Source organism: Enterobacter sp. JMULE2 (assembly GCF_013337145.1).
GTDB classification, from domain to species: domain Bacteria; phylum Pseudomonadota; class Gammaproteobacteria; order Enterobacterales; family Enterobacteriaceae; genus Enterobacter; species Enterobacter mori.
The window spans coordinates 530,247-557,032 of record NZ_SGWD01000013.1 but is presented as its reverse complement, the minus strand read 5'-3'; the positions used below and the strand labels follow the sequence as shown (position 1 = coordinate 557,032).

The window sequence follows — 26,786 nt, the reverse complement described above, 5'->3', positions numbered from 1 at the left end:
GGTTCTCCGGAAATCGATGAGGCAGGAATTTCAACAATAAACCGGAAGTGGGAGAAGGTCGAGAGGATGTTAATAAAGTTGGAGTGAGGTTAAATCCCTCACTCCACTGGCGGTTCAATCAATGTACTTCATCGCTACCCTTGACGTCAGGCGCGTGATAAGTTCGTAAGCACTCACTTTCGTTAATTCAGCAATGCGTTCAACGGGTAAACCCTCTCCCCACATCACCACTGCATCGCCTGCTTTGTCCTGCGCTTCCGGCCCGAGGTCAACACAGATCATGTCCATCGCCACGCGACCAACAATTTTCACTTCACGACCATTGACCAGAACCGGCGTACCCGTCGGTGCGGCCCGCGGATAACCATCACCATACCCCATCGCCACTACGCCCAGGCGCGTATCTCGTTCACTGGTCCATGTGCCGCCGTAACCCACCGGCTCACCGGCTTTATGCTCGCGCACGGCAATCAGGTTAGAGACAAGGGACATCACCGGCTGGAAACCGAAATCTGGCCCCCAGGGTTTGCCCTCCAGCGGCGACACACCGTAAAGGATAATGCCCGGGCGAGCCCAGTCGAAGTGCGACTGCGGCCACAGCAGAATGCCGCCGGATGCCGCAATGGAACGCATCCCCGGTTTGCCTTCGCAGAAGGTGTTGAAGATATCGAGCTGCTTCTCTGTCGCACCACACTCTGGTTCATCGGCGCGAGCAAAATGGCTGACGATATTCACCGGCTGGCGCACGTTTTTGCACTGACACAGGCGATGATAAAACGCTTCCGCGTTTTCCGGGCGCACGCCCAGACGGTGCATGCCCGTGTCGAGCTTCATCCACACGGTCACCGGCTCGCTCAGCTCGGCGGTTTCGAGTGCCGCAAGCTGTTCTTCATTGTGTACCGCCGTGTGCAGATGCTGGTCGGCAATGGTTGGCAGGTCCGATGCTTCAAAAAAGCCTTCGAGGAGCAGAATCGGTTGGGTAATGCCGCCCGCGCGCAGGCGGAGAGCTTCTTCAAGACGGGCGACGCCAAAGGCGTCGGCATCGGGAAGCGTTCGCGCGGTCTCGAGAAGACCGTGTCCGTAAGCGTTCGCTTTCACGACTGCAACGAGCTTGCTGGCGGGTGCCAGTTCGCGCAGACGTTGCAGGTTGTGTCGCAGAGCGCGGCGGTTAATCACTACAGTTGCCGCTTGCATGTAAAATCCTTATTCGTCGTCGTACTGCGGTCCCGCATAGTTATCAAAGCGCGACCATTGTCCGTTAAAGGTCAGACGTACCGTACCGATGGGGCCGTTACGTTGCTTACCAATGATAATTTCAGCAATCCCTTTCAGGTCGCTGTTCTCGTGATAAACCTCATCACGGTAGATGAACATGATTAAGTCGGCATCCTGCTCGATGGAGCCGGATTCACGCAGGTCGGAGTTGACCGGGCGCTTGTCGGCACGTTGTTCCAGCGAGCGGTTAAGCTGCGACAGCGCCACCACCGGCACGTGCAGCTCTTTGGCTAACGCCTTGAGCGAGCGGGAAATCTCTGCAATTTCCAGCGTACGGTTGTCGGAGAGCGACGGGACGCGCATCAGCTGAAGGTAGTCGATCATGATAAGGCCGATGCCGCCGTGTTCGCGGGCGATACGACGGGCGCGGGAGCGCACTTCCGTCGGCGTCAGGCCGGAGGAATCATCGATATAGATGTTCCGTTTTTCCAGCAGAATGCCCATGGTGCCGGAAATCCGCGCCCAGTCCTCATCGTCGAGCTGACCGGTACGAATGCGGGTCTGATCCACGCGCGACAGCGACGCCAGGGAACGCATCATGATCTGTTCGGAGGGCATTTCAAGACTGAAGATCAGCACCGGCTTATCCTGCAACATCGCCGCGTTTTCAACGAGGTTCATTGCAAAAGTAGTTTTACCCATCGACGGACGCGCGGCGACGATAATCAAATCCGACGGCTGCAGACCGGCGGTTTTCTTATTGAGGTCGTCATAGCCGGTGTTTACGCCGGTTACGCCATCGTGCGGTTGCTGGAACAACTGTTCGATACGCGCAACGGTAGCGTCGAGCACATCGGCAATGTTTTTTGGGCCTTCGTCTTTATTTGCACGGCTTTCGGCAATTTTAAAGACGCGGGATTCGGCAAGGTCGAGCAGATCTTCGCTGGAGCGGCCCTGCGGGTCAAAACCGGCTTCGGCGATTTCGTTCGCTACCGAGATCATTTCGCGCACAACGGCGCGTTCACGCACGATGTCGGCGTAAGCGCTAATGTTCGCGGCACTTGGCGTATTTTTTGACAGTTCTGCCAGGTAGGCGAACCCGCCACAGCTATCAAGCTGCCCCAGTCGCTCAAGCGATTCTGCGAGCGTGATCAGGTCGATCGGGCTACCTGACTCCTGCAGGCGCGCCATTTCGGTAAAGATATGGCGATGCGGACGGGTGTAGAAATCTTCCGCCACGACGCGCTCGGCGACGTCGTCCCAGCGTTCGTTATCCAGCATTAAACCGCCCAACACCGACTGTTCCGCTTCAATCGAGTGCGGCGGGACTTTTAACCCGGCGACCTGGAAATCACGTTCGCGGGGTTCAGTCTGTTTGTTGAAGGGTTTGTTTCCTGCCATAGTGAATGGAGTTACCGAGATAAAGAGTGGGTCGAAAGATTACCATATTTTTCTTACGGAGGGAGCATGGCAACGCGCATTGAATTCCAGAAACACGGTGGACCAGAGGTGCTTAAAGCGGTGGAGTTTACCCCCGCCGCACCTGGCGAAAATGAAATTCAGGTTGAAAACAAAGCGATTGGCATTAACTACATCGACACCTACATTCGCGGCGGTCTCTACCCACCTCCGTCGATGCCAAGCGGGCTGGGAACGGAGGCGGCTGGTGTGGTCATCAAAGTTGGCAGCGCCGTTAAACATATCAAAGAGGGCGACCGCGTAGTGTATGCGCAGTCTACCCTGGGGGCTTACAGCTCCGTTCATAACGTTCCGGCGGACAAAGCCGCCCTTCTGCCTAATGCCATCTCTTTTGAACAGGCTGCCGCCTCATTCCTGAAAGGACTGACCGTCTTTTACCTGCTGCGCAAAACCTATGAAATCAAACCCGACGAGCAGTTCCTGTTCCATGCCGCTGCGGGTGGCGTGGGGCTGATCGCCTGCCAGTGGGCGAAGGCGCTGGGCGCGAAGCTTATCGGCACCGTCGGCAGCGCGCAGAAAGCACAGCGTGCGCTGCAGGCCGGTGCATGGCAGGTCATCAACTACCGTGAAGAGAGCATTGCTGAACGGCTAAAAGAGATCACGCACGGTCAAAAAGTGCGGGTCGTGTATGACTCGGTGGGGAAAGATACCTGGGAAGCCTCGCTGGACTGCCTGCAGCGCCGTGGTCTGATGGTGAGCTTCGGGAATGCGTCAGGCGCGGTAACCGGCGTTAACCTGGGCATTCTGAACCAGAAGGGTTCTCTGTATGTGACCCGCCCTTCCCTGCAAGGATACATCACCAACCGGGAAGAACTGGAGGAAGCCAGCAACGAACTGTTCTCGCTGATCGCCAGCGGTGTGATCAAAGTGGACGTGGCGGATGCGCAGAAATACGCGCTGACCGATGCGCAGCGCGCGCATGAGGTGCTGGAAAGCCGGGCGACGCAGGGCTCAAGCCTGCTGATCCCCTAGGCCCTAAAAAGAAATTGGGCTTCCCGTGGGAAGCCCTTTCTTTTTTTAGTTCGGCTGTATGTAGGGTACAGCTCGATGAATTCTTTAGCGGCAGTCATAGTGACAGATTCGATAAGTAAATCCTATTCTGTTCTAAGGCATGCTGCCGGAAAAGTTACAAGTATGTGACGAACCCCTCAATACCTTAGTAACGGAAGCGGTTATTGCGCTGATAACTGGGCACTTTTGGCGATTTAATCGCCCGCATCACCCATACCACCGCGACAGCCAGCAGCAACCACGGTAACAGTTTGAGCATCAACGCAAATAACCCGCCGATAAACATCACCACCGTCGCCACAACGATCGCCGCGAGAATGCCGAGCAGCGAAATGCCCGTCACCATCAGCATCACAAAAAAGCCAATCACAAAAAGTAGTTCCAGCATGGTGTTCTCCCACGAGCCCCGAATGTTGCAGAAAGCATTACAAGAATCATGCCAAACGTAACGTATTGTTCTGAAAGCAAAACGCCCCGCAACGTTGGGCGGGGCGTGGTGAATTTGACGATCTTTTAGTGAAATTTATCGCTTATCTGCCACCAGGCGCAGCGCATGCTCGAGCACTTCAATATCGGCTCCGGCTTTGTGCGCGTTCTCGCTCAGGTAACGACGCCACTGGCGCGCGCCCGGAATCCCCTGGAACAGGCCAAGCATATGGCGGGTGATATGGCCAAGGTAGGTGCCGTTGCTCAGTTCACGCTCAATATACGGATACATGGCACGCACGACCGCCACCGGATCGGTATCTGCATCTTTAACACCAAAGATCTCACGATCGACCGTCGCCAGGATACCGGGGTTCTGATACGCCTCACGCCCGACCATCACGCCATCCATATGCGCCAGATGCGTTTTCGCCTCTTCCAGAGACTTGATGCCGCCGTTAATCGACATCGTCAGGTGCGGGAAATCGCGCTTCAGCTGGTATACGCGCGGGTAGTCCAGCGGTGGGATTTCGCGATTCTCTTTCGGGCTGAGGCCGGAAAGCCAGGCTTTACGCGCGTGGATGATGAAAATCTCGCACTCGCCCTTTCCGGCAACGGTATTGATGAAATCGCACAGAAATTCGTAGCTGTCCTGGTCATCAATGCCGATACGGGTTTTGACCGTCACCGGGATAGAGACGACGTCACGCATGGCTTTGATGCAGTCCGCCACCAGCTGCGCGTTGCCCATCAGGCACGCGCCAAACATGCCGTTCTGCACGCGATCGGACGGGCAACCCACGTTCAGGTTTATTTCGTCATAGCCGCGCTCTTCGGCCAGCTTCGCACACTGCGCCAGCGCAGCCGGATCGCTGCCGCCCAGCTGCAGCGCAACCGGATGCTCTTCTTCGCTATAGGCCAGATAGTCGCCCTTGCCGTGAATAATTGCCCCGGTGGTCACCATTTCGGTATACAGCAGCGTATGGCGGGAGAGCTGACGCAGGAAGTAACGGCAGTGTCTGTCCGTCCAGTCGAGCATCGGCGCAATGGAGAAACGGTGTGCGGGGAAAGCAGTCTGTAATTCTGACGACATGGCGAAGTTTTAAGCATCTGGTGGAAAAGGGGCGCTACTATAGCACAAAGAAAAGCCGGAGGCGCAGCGCCTCCGGTTCACGTTAAAACGTCATGCTCAGCTGTGCTCCTGCGCCCCAGGTTTCGTCCTCGCCGTACAGGCCCATCAGGTCAACGTGGACGGTGTTAAATGGTGCAAAGCCAACACCGCCGGTAAAGACATTGCTGTCGTTGCCTTTCATATCCGCCCGATAACCGGCACGCACGGCGAGCCAACTGAGCGGCGTCACCTCGGCACCGACGCCAACATATTGCGAGGTATCTTCGCTTTTAAAGCCCTTGGTTTCGGTCAGATCGCCATCAGCCGTCAGGGTCACAAGATCGGTATGCCACGCCGCACCCGCCGTGACAACAGGGCTGATTTGATAGGTATCACGCACCCCGCCCACCTCTTTGGTGTCGATATCTCGCGAGAAAAGGTTTTGTCCGGTCAGGCCGACCGTCCAGTTTTCCCCGAAGTCCGCCGCAAGACCAGCATCAACGTTAAAGCCAGTATCATCATTACGGTAACGGCTGCTGTTGATGTCGCCACTGTCGAAGTTGTAAATCGAGACGGTGTAGTTATAGAGCCAGGTCTTTTGCAGCTTCGGCGTGATACCCAATGAAACCGGCACACCGCTGATATCAAACTGACGCGCGACCGTCACGCCATAGTCCGAAACGATTGCCGCGCGGCCAAAGCCTTTTGATTTAAGATTATTGGGGTTAACCGTGAGCGCGGTCGCGGGAACAGCCTCAACACCGCGCAATATGTCGATATCGCCCTGATCAATATAAGAGCTCACACGTGCACGCGCATTCGCTTTGGCCACAAAGGCGACGGAGAGCACGTCATTAGGAATACTGACGGCGATCCCCCCACCCGCTTTACCGCTGGCGGTTTTCCCTTTCAGGGAATCCAGCTGATCGGCAAGATCGCCCGCAGCGGAAGAGACCTGCTGAGAGGCAGGGCTAAGCGGATTTAAGAGATCGATAAGGTTGATGTTGTCCAGCGTGCTGCGATAGCGGCTTACATCGTCGCTGATGTCATCGATTTTATCCCGCAGGTTATCTTTGTCTGAAATCTGCGCGCCGATGGATGGCAGGATCACCGTGATGCCATCGTCAGGTTTCGCTTTCGCCAGTAATGCCGGGTTGATTAATGTGCCGCTGCCGTAGGTCCCTGCCGCAACGCCCGTTCCCCCCATCGCGTCACTGCGCGCTTCTGTCCAGGTATTGGCTGCTCCCGCCTGATTTGCCATAAAAAAGGAGACAGCAATGCTAACCACCGAAAATTTAAAATATTTTTTCACAGTATGCCCGTTATAGTCTGTTATGAAATAACCCCTGTCTGTTATCACCCAAACAGGAACGAACTATTGCTGTGAATAAGAAGTAAAAGACCCGCTATTTCTTTCCCTAAGTAAAATTCCCTTACGGCCTGTTGTAATTTGTGACGGCCCTCAATATTTATAGAAGAGGAAAATTATTTCCGCTCGGGTTTTCCATTGTGCGGCCCAAAAAATTGAGGAGGATGATCTACCCAGCGGTCCTCACGCGTCGCGGCATAAACCGGGTTCAGCGGATAGTAGATACGGTTTTGCTTTTTGTTGGCCTCGCCAACAACCAGCAACCGCACCTCTTCGTCGGTATTGTTAATAAAGGTATGGCAAACGCCCGTCCCGGCGGGGAACCCAACGCTGTCTCCTGGCTCAAGCTTCCACAGGTAGCCGTTTATCCAGGCCTCCGGATGCCCTTCAAGCACATAAATAAACTCTTCTTCGTCGCTTTCCGCATGCGGATAAGACGTACGACGCCCTGGCGGCAAACGCTCATGATGAATACCGATGCGGCCTAAGCCCAGCCTGCGAGCAAGGGGCGCGCCGATGGAAAAAAGTTCGTTACTGTCGGGATAGGTCGAATCGTCAGCACCTTCCACATCTTGCCAGTGCTTAATACAGTCAGGTCTTTTCATGGTTAATTCCCCGAATTGCGATGCGTCAGGTATAGCACAGCCTGGTGGATCTCGGTGTTTTTACCAGAACATGATAAAGTGAGGGTTTTCCATCCTATACATCCGAGGTGCTAAATGGATAAGTCCACAAAAGAGCTGTTAGCGCAGGCCGAAAAGCTGTGTGCGCAACGCAATGTGCGCCTGACTCCGCAGCGCCTCGAGGTATTGCGCCTGATGAGCCTGCAACAGGGTGCCATCAGCGCATATGACCTGCTGGATTTGCTGCGTGCAAGCGAGCCGCAGGCAAAACCGCCTACGGTTTATCGTGCGCTGGATTTCCTGCTGGAACAAGGATTTGTGCACAAAGTTGAGTCGACCAACAGCTATGTACTGTGCCATCTGTTCGATCAGCCAACCCATACCTCAGCCATGTTTATCTGCGACCGCTGCGGCGCGGTGAAGGAAGAGTGTGCGGAAGGCGTTGAAGATATTATGCATACGCTGGCGGCTAAAATGGGCTTCGCCCTGCGTCATAACGTGATTGAAGCACACGGGCTGTGCTCGGCGTGTGTGGAGGTGGAATCCTGTCGCCATCAGGATGAATGCCAACACGATCACTCCATTCTCGTGAAGAAAAAGCCGCGTTAACGGCAAAAGAAAAGGCGGCTTAGAGCCGCCCTCAGGGCGTACTTCCTTGTACTTTCGGGTATAGCCCGGTTACCAGCGGTAGTCGTTGCGTTTTTCCCAGTCGCCCACTTCTTTTTCCGCTTGGTCTTTTGCGTAGCCGTAACGCTCCTGGATTTTACCGACAAGCTGATCGCGTTTACCTTCAATGACGGTCATATCGTCATCCGTCAGCTTACCCCACTGTTCTTTCGCTTTACCTTTAAACTGCTTCCAGTTGCCGCCGATTTCGTCTTTATTCATCATCGTGTCCTCTTAGTTAAGCGTTGGGTCGTAACGTCCGTTACGTTCTTTTCTGCTGGACGTGATAATAATTGTAGTTAAGGATTCGGCGGTTGATTTCATATTCGGAATCTTTAACCGTCACGATATATCGTGACGGGAAGGGAGCCAGGTATTGTTTTGCCAGTGGCGGTGCCAGATGAACGCCAGCGACAATCCGCGCAGCGACAGGAAAACCGCCAGTGCCAGCCATAAACCATGGTTGCCCAAATACGGTAAGGTCAGCAGCGTGAGGCCAAAACCTGCAGCCGCGACCGCCATGCTGTTACGCATCTCCGCGCCGCGCGTTGCGCCAATAAACATGCCGTCCAGCAGATAACACCAGACGCCCACCACCGGTAAGATCACCTGCCAGATGAGATAGTGCCCCGCCAGTTCGCGTAATGCCGGTAAGGACGTGAGAAACGCGATAATGTCGCTGCCGAAACAGGCATACATCAGTGCGAATGCCAGCGCGACCAGACCTGACTGACGGCAGGCCGCCCGCCACACCTCGCGGAGCTGGCCACTTTCACGCGCACCGTATGCCTGCCCGGAGTGCGCCTCCACGGCGTAAGCAAAGCCGTCCAGCGCATACGCGGTAAACGTCAGCAATGTCATCAGCACCGCATTTACCGCAACGATCTCAGGCCCAAGACGGGCACCAAAAACCGTTAACGCACCAAAACAGAGTTGCAGCAGGAGCGAGCGCAGCATGATGTCCCGGTTCAGCGCCAGCAGCTTGCGAATGTTGCCGCGCCACGCGGTTTTCAGCATGACGAGGGAGATCCCACGCATGGCCAGTACGCGCCAGACCATCCACAGTCCGATGAGAAACGTGCCGTATTCTGCGACTGCGGTTGCCAGCGCCGCGCCCCGTACGTTCATGTGCAGGCCCATCACCAGCCAGAGGTCGAGCACGATGTTCAAAAGGTTTCCCACCACCAGCAGGATGACCGGCGCACGAGCGTACTGCACGCCCAGCAGCCAGCCCAGCAGAACCAGGTTTGCCAGCGATGCGGGCGCGCTGAGCCAGCGGATTTCAAGGAAGCGACGCGCCTGCTCCAGCACCGCCTCGCTGCCGCCCACAATGTGCAGCGCCAGATCGATCAGCGGCGTGCGAAACAGAACGATTAACGCGCCTGCCCCAAGCGCCAGAATGAGTGGCTGAACCAGCGCCCGCGCCAGTCGCAGCGGATCTTTCGCGCCATAGGCTTGTGCCGTCAGCCCCGTGGTACTCATGCGTAAGAAGAGCAGGAGCATAAAGAGAAAACTGGTCGCCGTTGCGCCAATCGCCACGCCGCCCAGATAAACGGGAGAATCCAGATGACCAATCACCGCGGTGTCCACCAGGCCAAGCAGGGGAACGGTGATATTGGAAAAAATCATCGGCAGTGCAAGACGCCACAATGCCTTATCAGAAGCTGTCAGCAGTGACATGAAAAATACCGGGAATGGAAGATGATCCAGGCTACGGAGACCCGTAGCCTGTCAGGAAGAAGTTACAGCCATTCACCGTTGCGGATAACACCAACGGCCAGACCTTCAATGGAAAAGTTCTGTTCGCGCAGATCCACCACAATCGGGGAGAATTCGTTATTTTCGGGCAGCAGCTGTACGGTGTTGCCCTGTTTTTTCAGTCGTTTGACGGTCACTTCATCATCAATACGCGCGACCACAACCTGACCGTTACGTACATCCTGCGTTTTGTGAACGGCCAGCAGATCGCCGTCAAGAATGCCGATATCTTTCATGGACATCCCGCTGACGCGCAGCAGGAAATCCGCACTCGGCTTGAACATACCAGGATCGACCTGATAGTGACCTTCAATATGCTGCTGGGCCAACAGAGGTTCACCTGCGGCGACACGACCAATCAGCGGAATACCTGTCTCTTCTTCCACCAGCAGACGAATGCCGCGAGACGCGCCAGACACAATTTCAATCACACCTTTGCGCGCCAGCGCTTTCAGGTGTTCCTCGGCCGCATTTGGAGAACGGAAGCCCAGACGCTGAGCGATTTCCGCACGCGTGGGTGGCATACCCGTCTGGCCGATATGATCCCGGATGAGATCAAACACCTCTTGCTGCCTGGTCGTTAACGCTTTCATTCCGCCCCCTGGGTGTATATACAGTTATGCTGTGAGTATATACAGTCAAAGGCGATTTTGGAACCAAAAACTGCACAAAAAACCAGGGACTTAATTATTCCTCGAGGCTCATCGGAAATGTGACCAAAGCAACGTGACCCAGGTGATCGCTGCCGTGATAATCGCCAACAGCACAGCGGCAGACCCCATGTCTTTCGCACGGCCAGAAAGTTCGTGGAAATCTGAACCGATACGGTCCACAACCGCCTCAATAGCGCTATTGAGAATTTCCACTATCATCACCAAAAGAACAGAGCCGATGAGAAGCACGCGGGTAATAGCATCAACATCAAGGAAACAGGCGATGATAACCGCGACGATAGCGGCAACGCCCTCCTGGCGAAACGCGGCTTCATTGACCCATGCGGCACGGAAACCTTTCCATGAATAGCCGGCAGCTTTGATGATTCGAGTTAACCCAGTGGTATTATTGGCCATTAATAGAACCTTTTATTGGAAATAGCGTCAGTAACTCTGGCAGCAGCGCGTTTCGCTGTAGCCTGAAGTATGACGGGTAACAACAGAAATTTTGCGCGCTTTCTGTTATCCTTGCGCCGCAATTGCATTATTAACCAGAGGCTTTACATCGTTTATGTCCGGCTGGCCACGAATTTACTACAAATTACTTAATTTACCATTAAGCGTCCTGGTAAAAAGTAAGTCTATCCCAGCAGAACCTGCGCTGGAATTAGGGCTCGATACGTCGCGCCCTATTATGTACGTTTTGCCTTATAACTCGAAGGCAGACCTGCTGACGCTTCGCGCCCAATGCCTGGCGCATGATTTACCTGACCCACTTGAACCGCTTGAAGTTGATGGCACTCTGCTGCCGCGCTACGTGTTTATTCACGGCGGGCCGCGCGTGTTTACCTATTACACGCCGAAAGAAGAGTCCATCAAGCTGTTCCATGACTATCTCGACCTGCACCGCAGCAATCCCGATCTGGATGTGCAGATGGTGCCGGTCTCAGTGATGTTTGGTCGCCGTCCGGGGCGCGAAAAAGGCGAAGAGAATCCGCCGCTGCGCATGCTCAACGGCATCCAGAAGTTCTTCGCAGTCTCCTGGCTGGGACGCGACAGCTTTGTGCGCTTCTCCCCTTCCGTTTCGCTGCGCCGTATGGCGGACGAACACGGCACAGATAAGATCATCGCGCAAAAACTGGCGCGCGTGGCGCGTATGCACTTCGCACGCCAGCGTCTGGCTGCCGTTGGGCCTCGTCTCCCGGCGCGTCAGGATCTGTTCAACAAGCTGCTGGCCTCCAAAGCGATTGCCCGCGCAGTTGAAGACGAAGCGCGCAGCAAGAAGATTTCCCACGAGAAAGCACAGCAAAACGCCATTGCACTGATGGAAGAGATCGCGGCGAACTTCTCCTATGAGATGATTCGTCTCTCCGACCGTATCCTGAGTTTCACCTGGAACCGTCTCTATCAGGGCATTAACGTCCACAACGCCGAGCGCGTACGCCAGCTGGCCCATGACGGTCATGAAATTGTCTATGTGCCCTGCCACCGCAGCCACATGGACTACCTGCTGCTCTCCTATGTGTTGTATCACCAGGGGCTGGTGCCACCGCACATTGCGGCGGGTATCAACCTGAACTTCTGGCCAGCAGGCCCGATCTTCCGCCGTCTGGGTGCGTTCTTTATTCGCCGTACCTTTAAGGGTAACAAGCTCTATTCCACCGTATTCCGTGAATATCTCGGCGAGCTGTTCAGCCGCGGCTATTCCGTCGAATACTTCGTGGAAGGCGGTCGTTCCCGTACCGGACGTCTGCTCGATCCGAAGACCGGCACGCTGTCGATGACCATTCAGGCGATGCTGCGCGGAGGAACCCGTCCAATCACGCTGGTGCCTATCTACATTGGCTATGAGCACGTGATGGAAGTGGGCACTTACGCCAAAGAGCTGCGCGGTGCGACCAAAGAGAAAGAGAGCCTGCCGCAGATGCTGCGCGGCCTGAGCAAGCTGCGCAATCTTGGCCAGGGCTACGTGAACTTTGGCGAACCGATGCCGCTGATGACGTATCTGAACAACCATGTTCCGGAGTGGCGCGAGTCTATCGACCCTATCGAAGCGGTACGTCCGGCGTGGCTGACACCTACGGTGAACGGTATTGCTGCAGAGCTGATGGTGCGCATCAACAACGCAGGTGCGGCGAACGCCATGAACCTGTGCTGTACCGCGCTTCTGGCCTCTCGCCAGCGTTCACTGACCCGTGAACAGTTGACCGAGCAGCTTGATTGCTACCTGAACATTATGCGCAACGTGCCGTACTCGGTTGATTCGACCGTGCCTTCTGCGACCGCGAGCGAGCTTATCGACCACGCGCTGCAGATGAACAAGTTCGAAGTCGAGAAAGACACCATCGGTGACATCATCATCCTGCCGCGCGAGCAGGCCGTGCTGATGACGTACTACCGCAACAACATCACGCATATGCTGATGTTGCCGTCGCTGATGGCGGCCATTATTACCCAGCATCGCCGCATTTCGCGTCAGGAACTGTTGCGCCATCTTGAAGCCATCTACCCGATGCTGAAAGCGGAGCTGTTCCTGCGCTGGAGTAAAGATGAGCTGGCGGTAGAGCTGGATAAAATGACGGAAGAGATGCGCCGTCAGGGGCTAATTACCCTGACTAATAACGAGCTGCATATCAACCCGTCGCGTTCCCGCACCCTGCAGCTGCTGGCCGCCGGTGCGCGTGAAACGCTGCAGCGCTACGCCATTACCTTCTGGCTGCTCAGCGCGAACCCGTCGATCAACCGTGGTACGCTGGAAAAAGAGAGCCGGACGCTGGCACAGCGCCTGTCTGTTCTACACGGCATTAACGCACCGGAGTTCTTCGACAAAGCGGTATTCAGCTCACTGGTGCTGACGCTGCGTGATGAAGGGTTTATCAGCGATACGGGCGATGCTGAACCGGAAGAGACGCTCAAGATTTACCAGATGCTGGCCGAGCTGATTACCTCGGACGTGCGTTTGACGATTGAGAGCGCGACGCAGGACGAGTGATGTAAAAAAGCCGGGTGGCGCTAGCGCTTACCCGGCCTACGATCCTGCATGACATGTAGGCCCGGTAAGCGCTAGCGCCACCGGGCTTCTTTTTAGCCAAAGTAACTCATCGCCAGCCCTAAAAACAGCACCAGACCGACGTAGTTATTATTTAAAAATGCTTTGAAGCAGGCTTCACGCTCGCGCTTCGCAATCAGCTTCTGCTGATACGCGAACAGCAGTCCCGCCACCAGCACGGACCAGTAAAATTCCCAGTTCAGCCCGTTCAGGCGACCAATCGCCACCATCAGCGCCAGCACCGCCACCTGCAATATGCCGATAATCAGTTTGTCCTGACGGCCAAACAGGATCGCCGTCGACTTGATGCCAATCTTGAGATCGTCATCGCGGTCGACCATCGCGTACTGCGTATCGTACGCCACTGCCCAAAGAATATTCGCCAGGAACATCAGCCAGCAGCTGAGCGGGACAGATTCGCTAACCGCGGCAAACGCCATTGGAATCGACCAGCCAAATGCCGCGCCCAGCACCACCTGCGGCAGATGGGTGTAGCGCTTCATAAACGGGTAGACCCAGGCCAGCGCCAGCGCGGCGACAGACAGCAGGATCGTCATGGTGTTAAGCGTTAGCACCAGCAGGAAGGAGAGCAGCACCAGCACCACAAACAGCGTGCGCGCCTCTTTTTCCGTCACCTGGCCGCTGGGCAGCGGACGATTAGCCGTTCGCTTTACATGTCCGTCAAATTTCCGGTCTGCGTAGTCATTTACTACACAGCCTGCAGCACGCATCAGCCAGACACCGGTAACAAACACCGCCAGGATCCAAAGCGGCGGCACGCCTGGCGTCGCCACCCACAGCGCCCATAACGTTGGCCACAGCAGCAGCAATGCGCCAATCGGTTTATCCGTTCGCATTAAGCGGTGATAGGCCAGCAGCTTGTTTTGCGTCAGGCTCCACTCCATTTTGTCTTCCTCTCAGTACAACGGCGATGCCGGTAAAAAAAGCTCTGTCAGTATTAACGGTTTACCACTCAGACGCAGGCGGGAACGACGCCCCCACAGGTCGGCATCACGACCAATCTCAATAAAATCTCGGGTAAGTTCAGACGAGGTGAAAAGATATCGCCCCAGCGGCGTTTTCCCCAATCGTTGCAGGGCAAGTTCTGGCCCGGAAAGGGTGGACTCAGGCACCACTGTTCGCCCGGCAAGCCACGGCTCGCCGTCAGCACAGAGTAAAATTTCACGCAGCCAGTAGCGATCTTCTTTTGGCAGCAGCGGCAGCTCGCTGGCGATGTCATCGGCAGAGACAAACCCTTCCTGAATCATCGTCACCGTGACCGTTTTGCCCTGTTGCTCAAAACGTTTCGTCATGGAATCTTCCAGCAGCAACCAGTCCAGTTGCTCCGGGTCAAGCGCGGGTATTTGGTCGAAATAGCGCAGCGCACGCAGTTGCGTTAGCGCGGGGTGTGACATGCCAGACTCTCCGATACATAACGTAATGGCATTGTATCGCAGAAACGCGGATTGAGGGCGGTCAAACGTTATTTAGCGATCACTATCGCAACAATGGCGCAACAGCGCGAAGAGAACCAAAAAAAGTGCGCCCACTCAGGCGCACTAAACTACTAACAAATCAGCACTGCGGGGAGACGGTTACCCCTTGCCTTTTACACTGCTGATAAAGGTGGAACGGGCAGTGGTTGAACCTAAACGTTCGGCTTCATCAAGCAGCTTCAGCGCTTTGTCGACATCGCCGCGCTTCACTGCCTGCTTAATGGCATTGTTGAAGTACGTTTCGGTGTCATTCAGTACCGGCTCAGATGGCTTCGTTGGTGCTGGAGCAGGGGCCGATGCAGCCACAGGCGCGGCAGCAGCAGGCGCGGCATAGACTGGTGCTGCGGTGTTTCCTACCGTCACAGGGCCGTTACTGGAAGAACCAAACAGTGGGCCAACCAGTACGCTGGAACCGCTATTCGTTTTCACTTTCAGTTTTAATGTTCCATCGGTGACATGACGCGCAATAGGATCAGGAATATCAGGGATTGCATTGCCGGTACCTTTCGCATAGGCCTTGGCAGGATCAAGCAATGTCGTGGTTTTCTGAAGATCTTGCTCAGTGGTGAAGACCAGTACATAAAGTTTTTGCTGACCCAGTGCAGGTGTAATGCGCATCACCCCTTCCAGACGGTCAGCGCTCATTACACCCGGTTCCTGATAAGAGAAATATTCACTCGGGAAAAATGCAGATGGCGTCATATTCTGATCAAGAATCAGCACATTCGGCGCAAATACACTCGTTTGTTTGTTCACTTCGCTGGTTAGCGTAATTGCCAGTTCCCCAATGTTAGCCGGAACGCTATAAGCTGCAACCGGGCCTGTAATACCCGCCACATTCAGATGCTGTCCACCCGTTGAAAGCTGGGTCGTCTGCGTTTTGGACTGATCCACCGGAGTCCAGGTCAGTTGTTGTAATGCCGCCGTTGGGATGGACGGAGCGGATGTCGTATTCTGGGGGACGAAATTGACATTCGCGAGCGTAACTGCAGGCGCGCTCGCCAGCAGCCCTGCGGATAAGCAAAGGGCAAGGAGAGTTTTGTTCATTTTCATTGTTATCACCTCATCAAGCACAGGCTCAGCGGTAGCCAGGCAATAGCGCGCCGTCCTGAAGGATTGAGGGGCTTTCGCCCCTCAGTTTGGTCATTACGTCAGATTAAGAAGGGATTACCACCAGATTTCCATCTGGGCGCCGAAGGACCACTCGTCGTTGTCGCCACGACCGAAGGAGCTTCCATTGAAACCATCTTTGAACGCTTTACCGTAGTTAGCGTTGTTAGATGGGTTACCGCTGTAATCATAACCCCACTTCTCATCCCACTTGGCGTAGGTTGCGAACACACGGATAGCCGGGCGAGACCAGATGCTATCGCCTGCCTGCCACTGTTGCGCCAGGGTGATTTTGTACTGGTTGTTGGTTTCGTCAGCGCTTTGCGATTTCACGTTGTCGTAACCCACTTCCAGCAAGGTGCTCATGATAGGCGTCCATTTGAACATCGGACGTACACCTACGGTCCACCACTTGGTCCCGTTGTTGTTATCCCAGTCGATGTCCTGGTACATACCGACGTACATCAGGTCCCAGCGATCGCCCAGAGATATTGCACCGTGGTCGAGAATACGCAGCAGGCTACCGTTGTTGTTAATGTCGTAGGCGTAACCCGAGTTAGAATCGATGCCTACACCAGAACCTTGAGACAAGCCTTTACCCTGAGACGTCATTGAGTCAGTAGCATACTGAACCACAAACTTGTTATAGCCCTTCAGCATGCTCTGGGTGTGTTCAGCGGTGAACATCCAACCATCTTTTGAAGCACCATCAACCAGACGATAATCATCACGCGGGTTAGCACGACCATAATCAACACCCAGTTCCAGAGTGCCGCCTGGGTTGATTTCCATCTGTGCTAAGCGCACGTCAAAGACATCGTTCGCTGTACGAGTGGTGTAATCATAAATACTGTTGCTGGCGAAAGAGGATGAACCACCCGCTTCGGAAGAACGGGTTGCTGCCAGAGAGAGCTTACCAAAACCGACATCGATGTTTTCCAGACCCGCACCAGGACCAGATATATCCCAGTAGTAGAAGTCGATCATGTGAACGTCATGACGCTGATAGAAACGCTTACCGGCCCAGATGGTGGAGCCTGGCAGCCATTCAATCAGGTTTTTACCCTGCACGTTAGCTTCGCGGAACGCCGGATCGGTACCTTCCCAGTCGTTCTGCTGTGCAACGGAATACGCTACGTTAGTGTCGAAATAGAAGCTCTTATCGCCTTCTTTCCACACTTCCTGGCCCAGTTTCAGTTCGGCGTAGGTTTCACATTCGTTACCGAGACGGTATTTACTTTGTGCACCTGTTGCCTGGAAACATTGTTGTTCACCGCCACTACCCGTCCAGCCGATACCGGAACGAGCATAACCATGGAAATCCACAGCCAGTGCCTGAGCAGACATTACGCCCGCTGCGACGGCAACTGCCAGAGGAAGTTTGCGCAGAGTAATCATCATTCTATCTCCTGAGATCATTGCTTTTCTTTGAACACTTCACCTGTCGGTTTCGTGTCTTCTTTTGGGAATGCTTAAACGCCTGGCTCTTTATGCAACCGACGACATGCAGTGCCATCCTCACGGAACAGATGACAACGCTCTGGCGGCAAGCCGATAGCGAATTTGGCACCCTCTTCTACCAACACCACGTCATTCTGGCGGTAGACCAGGTTCTGACGGATGGCGGGGATCTGGATATGAATCTGTGTTTCGTGACCAAGCTGTTCGACGACCTGAACGTCACCTTCCAGCGTCACATCGGCGATGTGGCTTGGCAGTAAATGCTCTGGGCGGATACCCAGGGACATGTTTGCCCCAACCTGTACGTTGACGCTGTCGACCGGCAGCCAGACCTGCTGACGGTTTGGCAGCTCCACCTGTACCTGTTCAATGGCTGTCGCGGTCACTTTAACGGGCAGGAAGTTCATCTTTGGCGAGCCAATGAAGCCCGCAACAAAGCGGTCTGCCGGGTAGTGGTACAGCTCCAGCGGTTTACCCACCTGCGCCACGCGGCCAGCATCCAGCACCACGATTTTGTCCGCCAGGGTCATCGCTTCGACCTGATCGTGGGTGACGTAAATCATCGTGCGGCCAAGACGCTTGTGCAGACGGGAGATTTCGATACGCATCTGGACGCGCAGGGCGGCATCCAGGTTAGAGAGAGGTTCATCGAGCAGGAACACGCGCGGCTCTGCCACCAGCGTACGGCCGATTGCCACACGCTGACGCTGACCGCCGGAAAGCGCTTTCGGCTTACGCTCCAGCAGGTGAGCCAGCTGCAGCACTTCCGCTACCTGCGTCACGCGCTGGTTAATGACATCTTTCTTCGCGCCGGCCAGCTTCAGGCCAAAGGACATGTTTTCCGCAACGGAAAGGTGGGGATAAAGTGCATAAGACTGGAACACCATGCCGACGCCACGTTCAGCAGGCGGGATGTCGTTCATGCGGGTATCACCGATCAGCAGATCGCCGCTGGTGATGGTTTCAAGACCGGCAATCATACGCAGCAGAGTAGATTTACCACAGCCGGATGGGCCAACAAACACCACGAACTCGCCTTCAGTGATGTCCAGATTGATGTCTTTAGACACCACTACGTCGCCCCAGGCTTTCGTTACATTACGCAGCTGTACGCTCGCCATGCCCTTCTCCCTTCGTTACAACCTGTCACCGACAGAAACATTCAAGATAAGTTCACTATGGGGTATCCATTACTTTCACGAATCCTCCACCTCCCGCCTTTTTTATGGGGGAGGAGGCGGGAGGATGAGAGAGCAGGCTCTGCGACCGCGGCTGGGGGGCTGAGGCAAAATTCGTGAAGCCACCTGCAAAATTCGGTGGGTTTTTATGTGCGCCAGCACTCATAACTTAAATTTATGCAACCGGGATCACACAAATGGGGGGTGGGGCGTAGGGGCTGGGAGGATGGAAAGAGGATGTCAAATAAGGAGACTGAGTCACGTTGAACCACCTCAGTGTATCCACGAGCACATCACCAAAAAAGGATGGCAGATATGAAGATCAAGACTGGCGCACGCGTTTTCGCATTGTCCGCCCTGGCAGCAATGATGATTTCCGCACCGGCTCTCGCCAAAATTGAAGAAGGTAAGCTGGTTATCTGGATTAACGGCGATAAAGGCTATAACGGCCTGGCCGAAGTGGGTAAGAAATTCGAAAAAGATACGGGCATCAAAGTCACCATCGAACACCCGGACAAGCTGGAAGAGAAATTCCCGCAGGTTGCGGCGACCGGCGATGGCCCGGACATCATCTTCTGGGCGCATGACCGTTTCGGTGGTTACGCACAGTCTGGTCTGCTGGCTGAAGTGACCCCAGATAAAGCCTTCCAGGACAAGCTGTTCCCGTTCACCTGGGACGCCGTTCGCTATAACGGCAAGCTGATCGCTTACCCAATCGCGGTTGAAGCGCTGTCTCTGATTTACAACAAAGACCTGGTTCCAAACCCGCCGAAGACCTGGGAAGAGATCCCTGCCCTGGATAAAGAGCTGAAGGCGAAAGGTAAATCCGCCCTGATGTTCAACCTGCAAGAGCCGTACTTCACCTGGCCGCTGATTGCTGCCGACGGCGGTTATGCGTTCAAGTTTGAAAACGGCAAATATGACGTGAAAGACGTGGGCGTGGACAACGCAGGCGCGAAAGCGGGTCTGACCTTCCTGGTTGACCTCATCAAGAACAAACACATGAACGCAGATACCGACTACTCCATCGCGGAAGCGGCGTTCAACAAAGGCGAAACCGCGATGACCATCAACGGTCCGTGGGCCTGGACCAACATCGACAAGAGCAAAATCAACTACGGCGTGACGCTGCTGCCAACCTTCAACGGCAAGCCGTCTAAACCGTTCGTGGGCGTGCTGAGCGCAGGCATCAACGCCGCCAGCCCGAACAAAGAGCTGGCGAAAGAGTTCCTGGAAAACTACCTGCTGACCGATCAGGGTCTGGATGAAGTGAACAAGGACAAACCGCTGGGTGCCGTTGCGCTGAAATCCTTCCAGGATCAGCTGGCGAAAGATCCACGCATCGCGGCCACCATGGATAACGCCCAGAAAGGCGAAATCATGCCGAACATCCCACAGATGGCCGCGTTCTGGTACGCCACCCGTACTGCAGTGATCAACGCTGCAAGCGGTCGCCAGACCGTTGATGCCGCGCTGAAAGATGCTCAGGGTCGTATTACTAAGTAAGTCTGAAAAACGGCGGGTGGCGCGTGCGCTTACCCGCCCTACGACTACGGCACGATCCGTAGGTCAGGTAAGCGCAGCGCCACCTGACGATAAGTTTCCACCGTTGTAGAGGAAGAACCCCATGGATGTCATTAAAAAGAAACACTGGTGGCAAAGCGACGCGCTGAAGTGGTCAGTGATAGGTCTGCTGTGCCTGCTGGTGGGTTACCTTGTTGTTTTAATGTACGTACAAGGGGAATATCTGTTTGCCATCATGACGCTGCTTTTAAGCTCTGCTGGCCTGTATATTTTCGCCAACCGTAAAGCCTACGCCTGGCGCTATGTCTACCCTGGCGTGGCCGGAATGGGGCTGTTTGTTCTCTTCCCGCTGATCTGTACCATCGCCATTGCGTTCACCAACTACAGCAGCACTAACCAGCTCGCGCAAGAACGCGCAACGCAGGTGCTTCTGGACCGCTCTTATCAGGCGGGTAAAACCTTCAACTTCGGCCTGTATCCTGCGGGTGACGAGTGGAAGTTAGCACTTACTGACGGAGAGAGCGGCAAAAACTATATCTCCGACGCCTTCAAATTTGGTGGTGAGCAAAAGCTGGCCTTAAAAGAGGCTGCGGCCCTGCCGGAAGGTGAACGAGCCAATCTGCGCGTGATTACGCAAAACCGTCAGGCGCTGACCCAGATCACCGCCGTGCTGCCAGACGAAAGCAAAGTGACCATGAGCTCGCTGCGCCAGTTCTCCGGCACGCAGCCGCTGTATACACTTGCGGATGACGGCACCCTGACCAACAACCAGAGCGGCGTGAAATATCGTCCGAATAACGACATTGGTTTCTATCAGTCCATTACTGCCGACGGCAAATGGGGTGATGACAAGCTCAGCCCGGGCTATACCGTCACCATCGGCTGGGACAACTTTACCCGCGTGTTTACCGACGAAGGCATCCAGAAACCATTCTTCGCCATCTTCGTCTGGACGGTCGTTTTCTCGGTCCTGACCGTGATCCTGACCGTCGCCGTCGGCATGATATTGGCCTGTCTCGTCCAGTGGGAATCACTGAAGGGCAAAGCGATTTACCGCGTGCTGTTGATTCTGCCGTACGCCGTACCGTCGTTTATCTCAATTCTGATTTTCAAAGGGTTGTTTAACCAGAGCTTCGGTGAAATCAACATGATGCTGAGCGCGCTGTTCGGTATCAAACCGGCCTGGTTCAGCGACCCAACCACCGCCCGCTCGATGATTATCATCGTGAATACCTGGCTCGGTTATCCGTACATGATGATCCTGTGCATGGGGCTGCTGAAGGCTATCCCGGACGATCTGTACGAAGCCTCGGCGATGGACGGCGCGGGCCCGTTCCAGAACTTCTTCAAAATTACGCTGCCGCTGCTCATCAAGCCGCTGACGCCGCTGATGATTGCCAGCTTCGCCTTTAACTTTAACAACTTCGTGCTGATTCAGCTGTTGACCAACGGTGGTCCGGACCGTCTCGGTACGACTACGCCAGCAGGCTATACCGACCTGCTCGTGAGCTACACCTACCGCATCGCCTTCGAAGGCGGCGGCGGTCAGGACTTCGGCCTGGCGGCAGCGATTGCCACCCTGATCTTCCTGCTGGTAGGCGCACTGGCGATTGTGAACCTGAAAGCTACACGTATGAAATTCGACTAAGGAGGGCACTGATTATGTCTATGGTCCAACCCAAATCACAGAAGCTGCGCCTCCTCGCGACGCACTTAGGCCTGCTGATTTTCATCGCGGCGATCATGTTCCCGCTGCTGATGGTTATCGCCATCTCCCTGCGTTCGGGTAACTTCGCGACAGGGAGCCTGATCCCGGATGAAATCTCCTGGGAGCACTGGAAGCTCGCACTGGGCTTCAGCGTTGAACACGCGGATGGCCGCGTCACGCCGCCGCCGTTCCCGGTGCTGCTCTGGCTGTGGAACTCGGTGAAGGTTGCGACCATCACCGCGATCGGCATCGTGACGCTCTCCACGACCTGCGCTTACGCCTTCGCCCGCATGCGCTTCCCGGGCAAAGCGACGCTGTTGAAAGGGATGCTGATTTTCCAGATGTTCCCGGCCGTACTGTCGCTGGTGGCGTTGTATGCCTTGTTTGACCGTCTGGGCCAGTACGTGCCGTTTATCGGTCTGAACACCCACGGCGGCGTGATCTTCGCCTACCTTGGCGGTATCGCACTGCATGTGTGGACCATCAAAGGCTATTTCGAAACCATCGACGGCTCGCTGGAAGAAGCGGCCGCGCTGGATGGCGCAACCCCGTGGCAGGCGTTCCGTCTGGTGCTGTTGCCGCTGTCGGTGCCGATTCTGGCGGTGGTGTTTATTCTGTCGTTTATCGCTGCGATCACCGAAGTACCGGTTGCCTCACTGTTACTGCGTGATGTGAACAGCTACACCCTGGCCGTCGGTATGCAGCAATACCTCAACCCGCAAAACTACCTGTGGGGCGACTTTGCCGCGGCGGCCGTACTTTCTGCCATCCCGATTACCGTGGTGTTCCTGCTGGCCCAGCGCTGGCTGGTGAATGGCCTGACGGCGGGCGGTGTGAAAGGTTAAGTTTCATTTGTTATGCCACTGCAACCCTCAACTTTAGACGTATTGTATTGACCCAACTTGTGACTGTTGTTAGGCGGCCTCCGGGCCGCCATTTTTTTATTCGCGCTTCAGCCGCTTCGAGTTGCACAGCCAGAGGGTGATCACCAGCAGCAGGATCGCCGCCGAGTAGATCAGCACGTCGAGCGGGGATTTATGATCGACGATGATCAGCCGCACTATCGCGGTGATCCCAATGTAGACAAAGTAACGCAGCGGGAAGTGAAAGCCGGACTGAAAGTATTTCACAATCAGGGCGATAAATTCGAAGTAGAGAAAGTAGACCACCAGTCCTTCCACCAGCGCATATTTGCTGGTTTGTTCAGGGGCGAACAGTACATCCGCCAGATGCACCGTCTCTTTGCCGAGAAAGACGACCAGTATCAGGCCAAGGCTCAGCAGACCGAGGTTCAGCACGGTCTGGAGGATCGTTGAGATAAACTCAACGCGCGGACGCGTCAGGGATGTCATACAGCACCTCATTCTCCAGGGCGAGGTTCCTGTATAACGCAAAAATGTGACGGGGATCTATATTTTTTGTTTATGTTTGGCGCATTCGCCCGGTAAGCGCAGCGCCACCGGGCAAAGAAGCATTAGCGGAAGTTAACGTTCTTATCGCTGGTCATGTCATACAGCTGGAACTTACGTCCAAGCTGCTGGCCGCCGTCGCGCGTCAGCGGCGTCCAGCCAATCGCCGCACGGCTGCGGGTTGGGCCTGACGAGAACAGATCCAGCGGAATCGACACATAGACCCCTTTGGTGAAGTCCCCTTCCCCGTATTCGTCCGGCGAGACGTTGGTGATGGTGGCATAGCCGCCCACCACGACGCCGCTGTCGAAGTGTTTGGAGATATCCAGCGTACCGCCCTTATCGCCCGCCAGATACTGGCCGACGCTGGCTTTCACCAGCACGTCCTGCGCGAACGACGGCGTCCAGTAGGCGGTCAGGTGACCCGTTTTGACGCTGTAGTCGGTGAACTTCATCATGTCCTGCGCGCTGCGCCAGTCGCGCTGCTTGACGTAGTTGGCATCAACCCCGAACGCCCAGTTGCTGTCAACCGGACGATAAAGCACTTCCGCCCCCGCACCGCCGAACATGGTTTCCAGATACCCGCCGTACACCTGGCCGTAGAAGCCGTTGCCGAAGTACTGGAAGTAGTTGGCCTGCAGGTTGTTCACGTAAGCGTTGTTCTGCACATACTCACGCACGCGGGTACGCACGCGCGGCAGCTTCGAGTCGTTTGGTGGGTTGGTGTAGTTGAACTTGTCGTAGTTGTTAGCGACGTTGCCAAACAGGCTGCCGGTGGTCAGCAGGTGGTCGGTAACCCACAGATCCGCCGTCGCCATCACGCCCAGCTGGTACATATAGAAGTTTTCAGGCCCGCCGACGGACTGGTTCAACACCGGGTCGATATGGAAATCAAAGCGGGATTTATCGATATACCAGCCCTGCTCGGTGGTGTCTGGCACCACGGGCTCGATGCGTTTTTGCACCAGCTCGGTTTCATGCCCGAGCGGCTCACCCTCCAGATGGCGCTTGAGGCTGGCGACGTCCGTTTCGGTCGTCACCTGCGGCATGTTGAGGCGGTTTTCCGTCACGCGGATCGTGCGGATCCCCTCCGGCAGATCGTTCATCACGATCCGGTTGGCCCGCTCGATCCCTTCGCGCGAGTCGCGGTATTTCACCTGCTCGCCGGTGACGTACAGCGTGTCGCCCTTGGTTTGAATTTTCGGATCGGCCAGACCGGCGTTGTATTTCAGTAACGTCAGCTGATTGGCGACCACGGAGTGCTGGAGGATCGCATCCTGCGGCTCCGGCTGATACGCAGGCCGCGCATTGTCGTTATAGTGCGGACGCATATCGTTAAAGTTGGTGCGCAGCGTGAAGCCAAACATCAGAGTATTGCCACGCTCGTAGCTGAGGTTAACGTCGGCCCAATCGGTGACGCGGTAAATGGCGCCGACGTTAAACTTGCTCTTCTGCTCAATTTTCCCGGCGAAGTCCTGCGAGTAATCATTCCCTTCATACTCCAGCTTCAGGCGTAATGGCTGCCAGGGCGTTTGATACTCCACGCCGCCAAACAACGAGGCCGGACCATGAAACATCTGATCCCCGTTGATGGAGCCCGCTTTCTGGTAGCTGTTATCGCGGTAGCAGTATTTATCGCTGTAGGTACAGAACGGGTTTTTGACGTTACCGCTGGTACCCAGATAGCCCCAGCCAAGCCCCAGAGAGAAGTCAAACGGCCCCCAGGCTTTGCTGGCCACGACGTATTCCGCATCAAACAGGCCGGTCCCGCCGATATCTTTCGCGCCTACGGAAACCTGCGGCATCCAGTAGCTCTCTTCCCAGAGTCGCAGCTTGACGTCGAAGGCCTTGTCCTTATAGGTCTGATCGCCGGAGAACGCGTCGACGCTGCTGTACTGTTTCGTTCGCACGTCTGTATAGCGCAGCGTGGTTTCGAGCCACGGGAACAACTGTACGGAGGCGGAGTAGTAGCGATACTGGTCGTTGTCGCGGTAGTTGAGGCTGATCTCCCCCTCGCGTGCCATACGCGCGGTAGGGGTTTGCAGTAAACCGACGCCGCCGAAGTCTGATTGCGACGGCCCAATGGGCGCCGGATACGTTTCCGCATGGCAGGCAGCGCTTACGCACAGCGCCAGCATGCTGTAGAGATAGGTTCTTTTCATTAATCCGGTATCCGCTGCGTCAGGGAATGAAGGATATCGGCATTAAGCCCGTCATACGCCTTCGTCCAGAAATGGTCGGCAAAGCCGACAAAAATCACGCTGCCGGGCATGGGTTCGATATGTCGCTTATTCCAGTATGCTACGGGTGCTTTTTGCGTATGCCCGTCGGGATAAACAATCCAGGCGTAGCTGTTATCCGCGCCGCTCAGCAGGCTTTGTTCGTCGAGATAGCTCGCCACATCGCGACCGGGGGTAAAGGGCTTTTTGCCCGGGCTGCTGATGAGCCCCATCACGGTCACCGTCGTCGGCTTCACCGGCAGCCAGAGCGTGTACTCCCCTTCAAGCGTGGGGTTACCCTTTTCCGCGACGCGCACTTCATCTGGATCAAGGTTCACCTTCTGGCGGCCTGTTACCTTCAGTGCCTGAAGCTGCTGGCGAACGTTGTTGATAGCGGCGGCATCATCGCCGTCTTCCTGCTCCGCTAAACCCGTCAGGCGAGCCAGCAGGGCATGGTGTTGTTGTTCCGCCGCTACCGTTGCCTGACGCTCGCTGATAACCGCCCCCGGCCACCAGCTGTTAGCCAGCCTTGGCTGTCCAACGAGATCGAGCAGATGCTCTGCGTTAGTTAAGGTTTTGGGTTGCGCGTTGTCCGGCGTGTAGACTTTCACGGTTCCCGCAGACCATGCCAGCGGCGTGGCAAGACTGGCGAGAAGCGCAACGTGGATGAGCGTTTTCATGATTTCGCCGCCTTGATCAGGGTTGTTTTCACCGGGAAGAAACCGGCACCGAGATACTGCAAGGACTGGCGAATTTGCCCTTCTTCATCTATCCAGTAACGGTTATGCCAGGTCGCCTGGTCGGTCGTGACCTCTTCATCCAGCACGCGAGTCTGCGTTTCGTCGCTACCGACGTTGACACTGTCGGTGCCGTCCCAGCGGAAGGTAGAACGCGCCGTGGCGTAGCGCACCTGCCGGTGTTCGGTCCAACCCATTGTGCGCGTCCAGCTTGCGCCGTCGGTAATCTGGTTAGGTTTGATCAGCGGATCGTCGGCGAGGTTGTTTACCTCAAGCAGATTGTCACCACCAAGCAGCGTTTTCACGATACGACCATGCTGCGTCACGATGGTGGCCTGATCCTGCGTCACCCATTTCTGCTGCCCGTTTTCATCGAAAGCGAGCACCACAAACAGTTGCGGGCCATCGTTTAGCTGCATGTACTGGCTGGCATACGGCATGTTCTGCAGTTCGTCATCGGTCAGATGCACGCCCGGCGTACCGAACAGGCTGTCCCACAGGGAATTTCCCAGCCCTTTGGTAGTGGCTGAGCACGCCTGCAACAGCAGGCAAATCATAATGATTGCAGGTCGCTTCACGACTCT

25 protein-coding genes and 1 pseudogene are annotated in these 26,786 nt (G+C 55.5%); 6 read left to right on the top strand and 20 right to left on the bottom strand.

The genetic code is table 11. The annotated features are described in order from the left end of the window. Window positions 1-114: 114 nt before the first annotated feature. Window positions 115-1,194: an alanine racemase gene (alr, locus tag EXW94_RS14895; protein WP_126546116.1), complete on the bottom strand. Its 1,080-nt coding sequence runs from the start codon at window positions 1,192-1,194 to the stop codon at window positions 115-117. 9 nt (window positions 1,195-1,203) lie between these two features. Further along, a complete protein-coding gene (gene dnaB / locus EXW94_RS14890; protein ID WP_042718383.1) occupies window positions 1,204-2,616 on the bottom strand; it encodes a replicative DNA helicase in 1,413 nt (470 codons plus the stop codon). A gap of 66 nt (window positions 2,617-2,682) precedes the next feature. Between dnaB and EXW94_RS14885 the strand changes: the two genes are divergently transcribed. After that, a complete protein-coding gene (locus tag EXW94_RS14885; protein ID WP_120159808.1) occupies window positions 2,683-3,666 on the top strand; it encodes a quinone oxidoreductase in 984 nt (327 codons plus the stop codon). Between the two features lie 184 nt (window positions 3,667-3,850). On the opposite strand, the gene pspG is transcribed toward EXW94_RS14885, so the two are convergent. The 4 genes from pspG to EXW94_RS14865 form a co-directional block, all read right to left on the bottom strand. Further along, window positions 3,851-4,093, bottom strand: a complete 243-nt coding sequence (pspG, locus tag EXW94_RS14880) for an envelope stress response protein PspG (RefSeq protein WP_148401243.1) — start codon at window positions 4,091-4,093, stop codon at window positions 3,851-3,853. Between the two features lie 135 nt (window positions 4,094-4,228). Continuing rightward, on the bottom strand, window positions 4,229-5,224 hold the full coding sequence (dusA, locus tag EXW94_RS14875; RefSeq protein WP_120159807.1) for a tRNA dihydrouridine(20/20a) synthase DusA: 996 nt from the start codon (window positions 5,222-5,224) through the stop codon (window positions 4,229-4,231). A gap of 82 nt (window positions 5,225-5,306) precedes the next feature. After that, window positions 5,307-6,554, bottom strand: a complete 1,248-nt coding sequence (gene traF, locus EXW94_RS14870; protein ID WP_148401244.1) for a conjugal transfer protein TraF — start codon at window positions 6,552-6,554, stop codon at window positions 5,307-5,309. 173 nt (window positions 6,555-6,727) lie between these two features. Further along, window positions 6,728-7,216 carry a cupin domain-containing protein gene (locus tag EXW94_RS14865; RefSeq protein ID WP_089598613.1) on the bottom strand — a complete coding sequence of 163 codons (489 nt, stop codon included), beginning with the start codon at window positions 7,214-7,216 and terminating at the stop codon, window positions 6,728-6,730. Between the two features lie 114 nt (window positions 7,217-7,330). Here EXW94_RS14865 and zur point away from each other — a divergent pair, with 114 nt between their 5' ends. Continuing rightward, window positions 7,331-7,843, top strand: coding sequence for a zinc uptake transcriptional repressor Zur (gene zur, locus EXW94_RS14860; RefSeq protein WP_089598612.1), 513 nt, complete (start codon window positions 7,331-7,333; stop codon window positions 7,841-7,843). A 69-nt stretch (window positions 7,844-7,912) separates the two neighbouring features. Here zur and EXW94_RS14855 read toward each other — a convergent pair whose 3' ends face one another. The 5 genes and pseudogenes from EXW94_RS14855 to EXW94_RS14840 all read right to left on the bottom strand — a co-directional run bounded on the left by EXW94_RS14855 (window position 7,913) and on the right by EXW94_RS14840 (window position 10,728). Next, on the bottom strand, window positions 7,913-8,122 hold the full coding sequence (locus EXW94_RS14855) for a CsbD family protein (RefSeq protein ID WP_014830284.1): 210 nt from the start codon (window positions 8,120-8,122) through the stop codon (window positions 7,913-7,915). Window positions 8,123-8,171: 49 nt separating this feature from the next. Further along, window positions 8,172-8,246 (bottom strand): annotated as a pseudogene (locus tag EXW94_RS28515) (hypothetical protein); the annotation flags it as partial. Beyond that, a complete protein-coding gene (dinF, locus tag EXW94_RS14850; RefSeq protein WP_148401245.1) occupies window positions 8,243-9,580 on the bottom strand; it encodes an MATE family efflux transporter DinF in 1,338 nt (445 codons plus the stop codon). The gene dinF and the pseudogene EXW94_RS28515, both read right to left, overlap by 4 nt. Window positions 9,581-9,642: 62 nt before the next feature. After that, complete coding sequence (gene lexA / locus EXW94_RS14845) at window positions 9,643-10,251, bottom strand: transcriptional repressor LexA (protein WP_089598610.1); 609 nt, start codon at window positions 10,249-10,251, stop codon at window positions 9,643-9,645. Window positions 10,252-10,359: 108 nt separating this feature from the next. Continuing rightward, the gene (locus EXW94_RS14840) at window positions 10,360-10,728 is read right to left on the bottom strand and encodes a diacylglycerol kinase (protein ID WP_014830281.1); all 369 of its coding nucleotides are present in this window, start codon (window positions 10,726-10,728) and stop codon (window positions 10,360-10,362) included. 154 nt (window positions 10,729-10,882) lie between these two features. Here EXW94_RS14840 and plsB point away from each other — a divergent pair, with 154 nt between their 5' ends. Then, a complete protein-coding gene (plsB, locus tag EXW94_RS14835) occupies window positions 10,883-13,303 on the top strand; it encodes a glycerol-3-phosphate 1-O-acyltransferase PlsB (protein ID WP_174340398.1) in 2,421 nt (806 codons plus the stop codon). 92 nt (window positions 13,304-13,395) lie between these two features. Here plsB and ubiA read toward each other — a convergent pair whose 3' ends face one another. From ubiA to malK, 5 genes are all read right to left on the bottom strand, one after another. Continuing rightward, window positions 13,396-14,265: a 4-hydroxybenzoate octaprenyltransferase gene (gene ubiA / locus EXW94_RS14830; RefSeq protein WP_174340397.1), complete on the bottom strand. Its 870-nt coding sequence runs from the start codon at window positions 14,263-14,265 to the stop codon at window positions 13,396-13,398. A 12-nt stretch (window positions 14,266-14,277) separates the two neighbouring features. Next, a complete protein-coding gene (gene ubiC / locus EXW94_RS14825) occupies window positions 14,278-14,775 on the bottom strand; it encodes a chorismate lyase (RefSeq protein ID WP_089598607.1) in 498 nt (165 codons plus the stop codon). Window positions 14,776-14,955: 180 nt separating this feature from the next. After that, the gene (gene malM, locus EXW94_RS14820; RefSeq protein WP_120159800.1) at window positions 14,956-15,909 is read right to left on the bottom strand and encodes a maltose operon protein MalM; all 954 of its coding nucleotides are present in this window, start codon (window positions 15,907-15,909) and stop codon (window positions 14,956-14,958) included. Between the two features lie 114 nt (window positions 15,910-16,023). Then, window positions 16,024-17,367, bottom strand: a complete 1,344-nt coding sequence (locus EXW94_RS14815; protein ID WP_120159799.1) for a maltoporin — start codon at window positions 17,365-17,367, stop codon at window positions 16,024-16,026. A gap of 71 nt (window positions 17,368-17,438) precedes the next feature. Next, entirely contained in the window at window positions 17,439-18,548 is a 1,110-nt protein-coding gene (gene malK, locus EXW94_RS14810) for a maltose/maltodextrin ABC transporter ATP-binding protein MalK (RefSeq protein ID WP_174340396.1), read from the bottom strand. A gap of 372 nt (window positions 18,549-18,920) precedes the next feature. On the opposite strand from malK, the gene malE reads away from it, so the two are divergent. From malE to malG, 3 genes are all read left to right on the top strand, one after another. After that, window positions 18,921-20,111 carry a maltose/maltodextrin ABC transporter substrate-binding protein MalE gene (gene malE / locus EXW94_RS14805; protein ID WP_089598604.1) on the top strand — a complete coding sequence of 397 codons (1,191 nt, stop codon included), beginning with the start codon at window positions 18,921-18,923 and terminating at the stop codon, window positions 20,109-20,111. 121 nt (window positions 20,112-20,232) lie between these two features. Continuing rightward, a complete protein-coding gene (gene malF, locus EXW94_RS14800) occupies window positions 20,233-21,777 on the top strand; it encodes a maltose ABC transporter permease MalF (RefSeq protein ID WP_174340395.1) in 1,545 nt (514 codons plus the stop codon). 14 nt (window positions 21,778-21,791) lie between these two features. Next, on the top strand, window positions 21,792-22,682 hold the full coding sequence (gene malG / locus EXW94_RS14795) for a maltose ABC transporter permease MalG (protein ID WP_042716434.1): 891 nt from the start codon (window positions 21,792-21,794) through the stop codon (window positions 22,680-22,682). Window positions 22,683-22,778: 96 nt separating this feature from the next. Here malG and psiE read toward each other — a convergent pair whose 3' ends face one another. The 4 genes from psiE to EXW94_RS14775 form a co-directional block, all read right to left on the bottom strand. Next, the gene (gene psiE, locus EXW94_RS14790) at window positions 22,779-23,189 is read right to left on the bottom strand and encodes a phosphate-starvation-inducible protein PsiE (RefSeq protein WP_000202963.1); all 411 of its coding nucleotides are present in this window, start codon (window positions 23,187-23,189) and stop codon (window positions 22,779-22,781) included. A gap of 122 nt (window positions 23,190-23,311) precedes the next feature. Further along, a complete protein-coding gene (locus tag EXW94_RS14785; protein WP_148401248.1) occupies window positions 23,312-25,408 on the bottom strand; it encodes a YjbH domain-containing protein in 2,097 nt (698 codons plus the stop codon). Further along, window positions 25,408-26,145: a capsule biosynthesis GfcC D2 domain-containing protein gene (locus EXW94_RS14780; protein WP_120159797.1), complete on the bottom strand. Its 738-nt coding sequence runs from the start codon at window positions 26,143-26,145 to the stop codon at window positions 25,408-25,410. Before EXW94_RS14780 ends, EXW94_RS14785 begins: the two co-directional genes overlap by 1 nt. Further along, window positions 26,142-26,780, bottom strand: coding sequence for a YjbF family lipoprotein (locus EXW94_RS14775; RefSeq protein WP_089598600.1), 639 nt, complete (start codon window positions 26,778-26,780; stop codon window positions 26,142-26,144). The genes EXW94_RS14780 and EXW94_RS14775 overlap by 4 nt, the downstream gene beginning before the upstream one ends. Between the last annotated feature and the right edge of the window lie 6 nt (window positions 26,781-26,786).